Genomic DNA, 5,523 nt, shown 5'->3' with positions numbered 1-5,523 from the left:
CGAACAGAGAAGTTAAGCCCGGTCGTGCCGATGGTACTGCAAGTATGTGGGAGAGTAGGTTACCGCCGTTTTAAAAGAGAAGTCCTCATAGGTAAGTCTATGGGGACTTTTTGCGTTTATACCGAGAATGACTGTTATGCCTTCCTTGAATAAGATAAAAAATTACAGATTACACAAAATATATACTCTGATACATCTTTAAATGGGGTCAGTCTGAAAAGCCAGCTGCAACTACTCAACTCTAAGCACATAATTTAGTAAGTCTAAATAGGAAGAATGGTATGTCTGCTACTCCTCTGAATTGACTTCTAAAAGCTTTGACCTTTGCATTAAATGATTCCGCTGAGGCGTTTGTTTGCCTACTCACAAAGAAGTTTAATATGGTGTCATAATGATTAGTGAAGGTGTCAATAACAGTCTGGAAAGCATTTCCTACCAACCTACTTACCTTGTCAAACCATCTAGCCAAATTCAGTCTTGCTGCATTCTTACTACTTTTCTTATTGTAAATATTGGTCAGTTCCATGGCTACATCATATGCCTGTTTCAATTCTGGATAAAATTCAAAGATGATATCAGCCCTCCATCTCTGTGAGGGTGTCCATTTTGTTTCATGCCTGGTTAGAATGAACTTTGCCCGTGCTAAGAGTTGTTTACGTGTATCTCCATTAGCATACCGGAAAGGAATATATTGTTTTTTCTCTTCTCTACACTTCTTTATTTCTGCATTCTCCAAATCCCTGGCCATCCAACGGTAAGTTATGCGCAAGTCATCCAGGGCATCGTAATAAAGCTTTTGTACATGAAAACGGTCGTTAGTAATGCGTGCCTTAGGGAACACCGAACGGGCTATGAGCATCATAGCAGAGGAAAGATCCAGGGTTATCTCTTCCACCAGCAGGCGTTTGTTTCGTTCAATCTTCTCAAGTACTCTGATTACCGTTTCTGCTTTTGTGCCGTGGACAGCGGCCACAAGAGTACCAGGACCGCCATGGCCATCTTTATTAGTCAGAAAAGTATAGACCTCGCCACTACTCAGACAGGTCTCGTCCAAACTTAAATTGGGGCCGATATTTTCAGGAAATAGCAGATATTCAGAGGCATGTGACAATTGATTCCATTGTCGATAATCACTGAAGTATTCTTTGTATTGACTGCCGAGTAACTTACCATTGACACCATAATGTTCGGCGATACCTTTGATGCTTTCGGCAGTACTCTCAATCCTCTTCTTTTAAAAAAGCAACGAACTCAGGGGATAATTTAGAGCCAGCTTCAGTCAAGTCATCGAAGTTATAAGTAAATATTTCACCCGTAGAACGATCAACCCATTTACGGCGACGAATGTGAAGATAGACACTCCGACCGCGAATCGGAAAGTCTTGTATCGTTTTAGGTTCGGTAAAACCATAAGGACCAACAGTTCCTTTCTTATAGTCCTCACGGGACATATACTCACGCTCATCCAACCAATAGTCTAAAGTGGAGTCACTCTCACGATAATCTACAAAATTAAAATTGTCGGTGATTACTCCGGGGAAAATACTTCGTAATATCTGATATTGTTTCATGCCTGCAAAGGTAATAATTGAGCAGGAGAGTTGAGGCGTTTGCAACAGGGTTTTCGGAATGACCCGAAAAAGCTGAGGACTATGTTTATCTGTTTGATTTTCACGATGATCTAATGATATTAGATTCCTGCACAAATCCGCAAAAAATAGATTTCTATCAGATTAAATCGAAGGATAAAGGAAATTGGACTCTTAATGAACTCCTAAAATCAGAAAAAGATAAGAAGACGAAAGAAGATAAGTTATCTATTATTGGGAAAATGTATCTTAATAAACTCAATTTTCCAGATAATACAAACTCTTTGATTTTTATAAGTAATGCACCTTTCAGTATTAAACATCTGAAAAGTAAGGAAGACTCAACAAAGAAGACTATAATTAGAGCCTCTGATCTGGATAATAATTGCTTAAATTTATGTATAAATAAAATAAAAGAAGAACATTCTATTGCGGAATTAGTGGATTTTGATGATATAACTCAATTTGAAGTTACAAAACTAAGTAATCAGGATAGTTCTACACATTGTCTGGGCGAATTATCCAAATTAATATACAAGTTAAATCCCAATAATAAGATTAATCCCCAGTTAGCCTACAATCAAATAAAAGGAGAGATTTTAAGGAAAACAAATGCTGTGACTTCCGATAAAAATATTAACAGTATAGAGGAACTGATTGAAATTAAGGGAATAAGTAAAAATATATTTGAAGATTTTTTTAATAAAGCGGGTTTATACAAGAGCGTGGAAGATGAATGGAATGATATTAAAATGCATTTACAATCTAACGGAATTGGCATAATTGAACTTCTGAAATATCAAAAATCGTTTAGAGATGTTTCAATAAAGCTTATAAATGACGTTAATAAAATTCCATTGATAGAACTTAAAAATAAGATCAATGGACTTCTTTCAACCGGAGAGGCAGAGGGATGTATTAATGATAATGATACTCTAATTAGTATAATAGAATATTGTGAATCAAATCTTATTTCTTATTCTTCGTTTTATGATAAATATTTCATTAGATGTTTAATTATTAAGGTTTTGTATGAAAAATACTAAAAAATCAGGAGACTTTAAAAAGCTATCGAAGAAATTGAAAAAGAGAAAAAGATTACTGGGAAAATTTTGGATGATGTTAAAGAAAAGCTAAGCCAAGTACAATTTAATATTGATATCGACCAATTTAAAAAGAAATTACTGAATTATTAAAGGAGCTCGAAAAGCTTAAAATAAAGGAAGAGGAAATAAAAAATAACCTTCATGAACTTTATCATATAAAGGCTAGTTATGATGTCCAAATCAATATTGTAGAGCAGGCAATATTAGAGAGTCACAAAGATTTGCAATTTGCCCTTGAAGAATTACCTTCTCTTGTTTCTTGCCCAACTTGCGGCGCAGAATATGATAATTCATTTTCTGAAAGATTTGAAATTGCTCTTGATGAACAAAAAAGTCGTGATTTATTGTTAGAGATAAAGCGAGAAGCAAAAGAAATAGATGAAAAAATTGAAAAAGAAAACTCGAAATTAAGTGCTACTACTGTTGAGGTTAGCAGAATTGATGAATTACTTGAGGAAAGAAAGGGCGACCTCAAATTTAGAGATATTATTGAGAGTTCAGGGAAAAATCAAGTTAAAACAATTTTTGAAGAAAGATATTCGAAGTTGCAGAAAAATATAGTTGAGAATCAATTAGAGAAAGTACGACTTGAAAAGAAATTGAGAGGTTTAGAGAGTAAGAAGAGATGGGATGAAATTAACACTTATTATAGAACTAAATTAACGTCATTTCTCAAAAAGCTGGATATTTATTCACTAAATGAAGATGAATATAAAAGGATCACAACAAAAATAGAATCTCTTGAAACAGGTAGTTCAAGCCCCAGAGCTCTGATCGCATATTATTTTACTTTTTTCCATTTGATGCAACAATATTCGTCCTGTACATATTTCCCCTTAATAGTTGATTCTCCGAATCAACAAGACCAAGATATTGAGCATATTGACAAGATAATGAATTTCATTCACAATAATCAACCCCAAAATACTCAAATGATTTTAGGTGTAGCTGAAACGTATGGAGTAGATTTTGAGTGTAAAATAATTGAGTTGAAACATAAATACAGCTTACTTCAAGAAGATGAATATGACAGTGTTTATGAGGAGTTAAAATATAAGATGGATGATATTTGGGGAAATCTATCTTTATTTCCTTGATTTTCAAGAGGCTATTTATTACTATTTTTTATAAAAAAACATGTCCGTGCAAAGATAGATCAGTGTTTTTGCCAACAATAGTAGGTTGAATCCAGATTAGTTTTTTATCGATTAATTTTTCTCCAAACCTCTGATTGCGCCAATGACCACGACGCTAATGAGGTTGTTGAATCATGTTGGAGAATATACTTGGATAATCTCTTTTATAAGACTGTCCAATGTAATTGATCTTAGAAAATCCTAACTGATCTATTTTTTTAGAAATCTTTTCTTGCTCTTTTGGATTTTTGGAAAATTTCAGCTTTTTGTTGAAATTATGCGGTAAATTTTCAGGATATTTCTTTTCAATATCAATCTTTTCAGTTGGAAGAGAAAGATATAACAAGCAGTTTATTACAAGGTTTATCGTGTTTTTTAGAAGGCTGATAGTGGAATTATAATAATTTGTTTCAAACTGAAAAAGGCTTGCTGTTCCATCTTCTTTCGAAAATATATACTCTTTCTGCTCCTGAAGATAAAAATCAATAGATTGCTTTACTGTTTCACGTCCATCTCTTTTATCAAAAGATAACCATACATTCCAGAAACTACCTTCCTGCCATTCACCATATGTTATTTCATTGTTTATTGTCACAGGCATTACCCTATCGGGAGATTGCACAGCCCTAAGCATCATGCAGTCATGTTTATCAATATTGAGCAATCCGATACCCATAATCTCAAGTCCTCTTTTAACCGCCCCGGCACAGCCCGACCAGAAATAGCCAATCCAGGGAGTGCGTTTGCCTGATTTGGAGATATAGCTTGGGTCAATGGCGATAGCCTTGCGATCCTGCTTGTCAAATATCCTCTCAGAGATAAGCAGGTTGTACGAAAACCAATCGAACTCCTTGGTGAAGTTTTGCCGGAAACATTGCTCACAGTGCGTTCCGTAGCGCCCAAGCTGGGTGAAATTGATTTTTCTTGGTATCACCATGTATAAAAGTAATGTCTCGATAAAGACGGTTTTAAAACTTTTGTTTAATTTCGCAGTATATCTTTTTAAGACATCGCCACAGATATACCTATATTGGTCAAGTGCTGCTGATATATTCATTGTAACTCTTTGTGTGGATTACTTAAAGTTACTGAAAATCAGTCATTTGGTCAATTCTTTTGTGCTAACTTTTGTTAATATAACTCATTAATATCGAGATAGTTAATTAATTATTTACCGAAGTATTGCTCTAACATAGTATTATCAAAAACCCTATAGCCGAATAAAGAATCATTGATGGTTATATTCAAAGTAATATCTTTTTCTATTACTTTATCAAAATATATAGTTTCAGACATTAAAGGTTCTTTAGGACGGCTAATAAATGGATTTTTTAATATATATAATTTTATACTATCTACTGGTTCTGTATAATACATAGTGTAACTCCCCCATTTTTCATCTATTTGTATACCTTGAGTAAGATAAATTATTCCTTCTTCATTATTTAAAGTATCGTTATTTAATATGGGAATGCATTTATAATCCTCTTGCACTCCTTCTGAAAGCTTAAGTAAAAAGGTTATCTTATTTTTATCTATTAATTAGTCGCTCCTTAAAAAGCACATAATAAGCTATTTACCAATAAATTATACCTTCAATTATTTGCTTAATATTGCAGAATTTCGTATCTTGAAGTCCTAAAAGCTTGCAAAAAATGATAGGAAAATCACCGGATCAAAGTCAGGGCGACT

5 protein-coding genes and 1 pseudogene are annotated in these 5,523 nt (G+C 33.8%); 2 read left to right on the top strand and 4 right to left on the bottom strand.

Features of this window, described 5'->3' with window-relative positions:
• Positions 1-241: 241 nt before the first annotated feature.
• Positions 242-1,111 (bottom strand): transposase, encoded by an 870-nt coding sequence (locus tag D0T84_RS21090; protein ID WP_163309904.1) that lies wholly within the window; start codon positions 1,109-1,111, stop codon positions 242-244.
• A gap of 109 nt (positions 1,112-1,220) precedes the next feature.
• Complete coding sequence (locus D0T84_RS21085; protein WP_163309902.1) at positions 1,221-1,571, bottom strand: transposase family protein; 351 nt, start codon at positions 1,569-1,571, stop codon at positions 1,221-1,223.
• 83 nt (positions 1,572-1,654) lie between these two features.
• On the opposite strand from D0T84_RS21085, the pseudogene D0T84_RS21080 reads away from it, so the two are divergent.
• Together D0T84_RS21080 and D0T84_RS21075 are read left to right on the top strand one after the other, a co-directional pair.
• A pseudogene (locus tag D0T84_RS21080) lies at positions 1,655-2,635 on the top strand (dsDNA nuclease domain-containing protein); the annotation flags it as partial.
• A gap of 281 nt (positions 2,636-2,916) precedes the next feature.
• Positions 2,917-3,792, top strand: coding sequence for a hypothetical protein (locus tag D0T84_RS21075; RefSeq protein WP_163309900.1), 876 nt, complete (start codon positions 2,917-2,919; stop codon positions 3,790-3,792).
• A gap of 154 nt (positions 3,793-3,946) precedes the next feature.
• Here the strand turns inward: D0T84_RS21075 and D0T84_RS21070 are convergent, their stop codons facing one another.
• Positions 3,947-4,888, bottom strand: a complete 942-nt coding sequence (locus tag D0T84_RS21070) for a hypothetical protein (RefSeq protein ID WP_163309898.1) — start codon at positions 4,886-4,888, stop codon at positions 3,947-3,949.
• 110 nt (positions 4,889-4,998) lie between these two features.
• The gene (locus D0T84_RS21065; protein ID WP_163309896.1) at positions 4,999-5,325 is read right to left on the bottom strand and encodes a hypothetical protein; all 327 of its coding nucleotides are present in this window, start codon (positions 5,323-5,325) and stop codon (positions 4,999-5,001) included.
• Positions 5,326-5,523: the final 198 nt, after the last annotated feature.

It is taken from the genome of Dysgonomonas sp. 521 (genome assembly GCF_010501055.1).
Taxonomy (GTDB): Bacteria; Bacteroidota; Bacteroidia; order Bacteroidales; family Dysgonomonadaceae; genus Dysgonomonas.
Note: the sequence above shows the minus strand (reverse complement) of the source record. Positions and strands in the feature narration are given on the sequence as shown.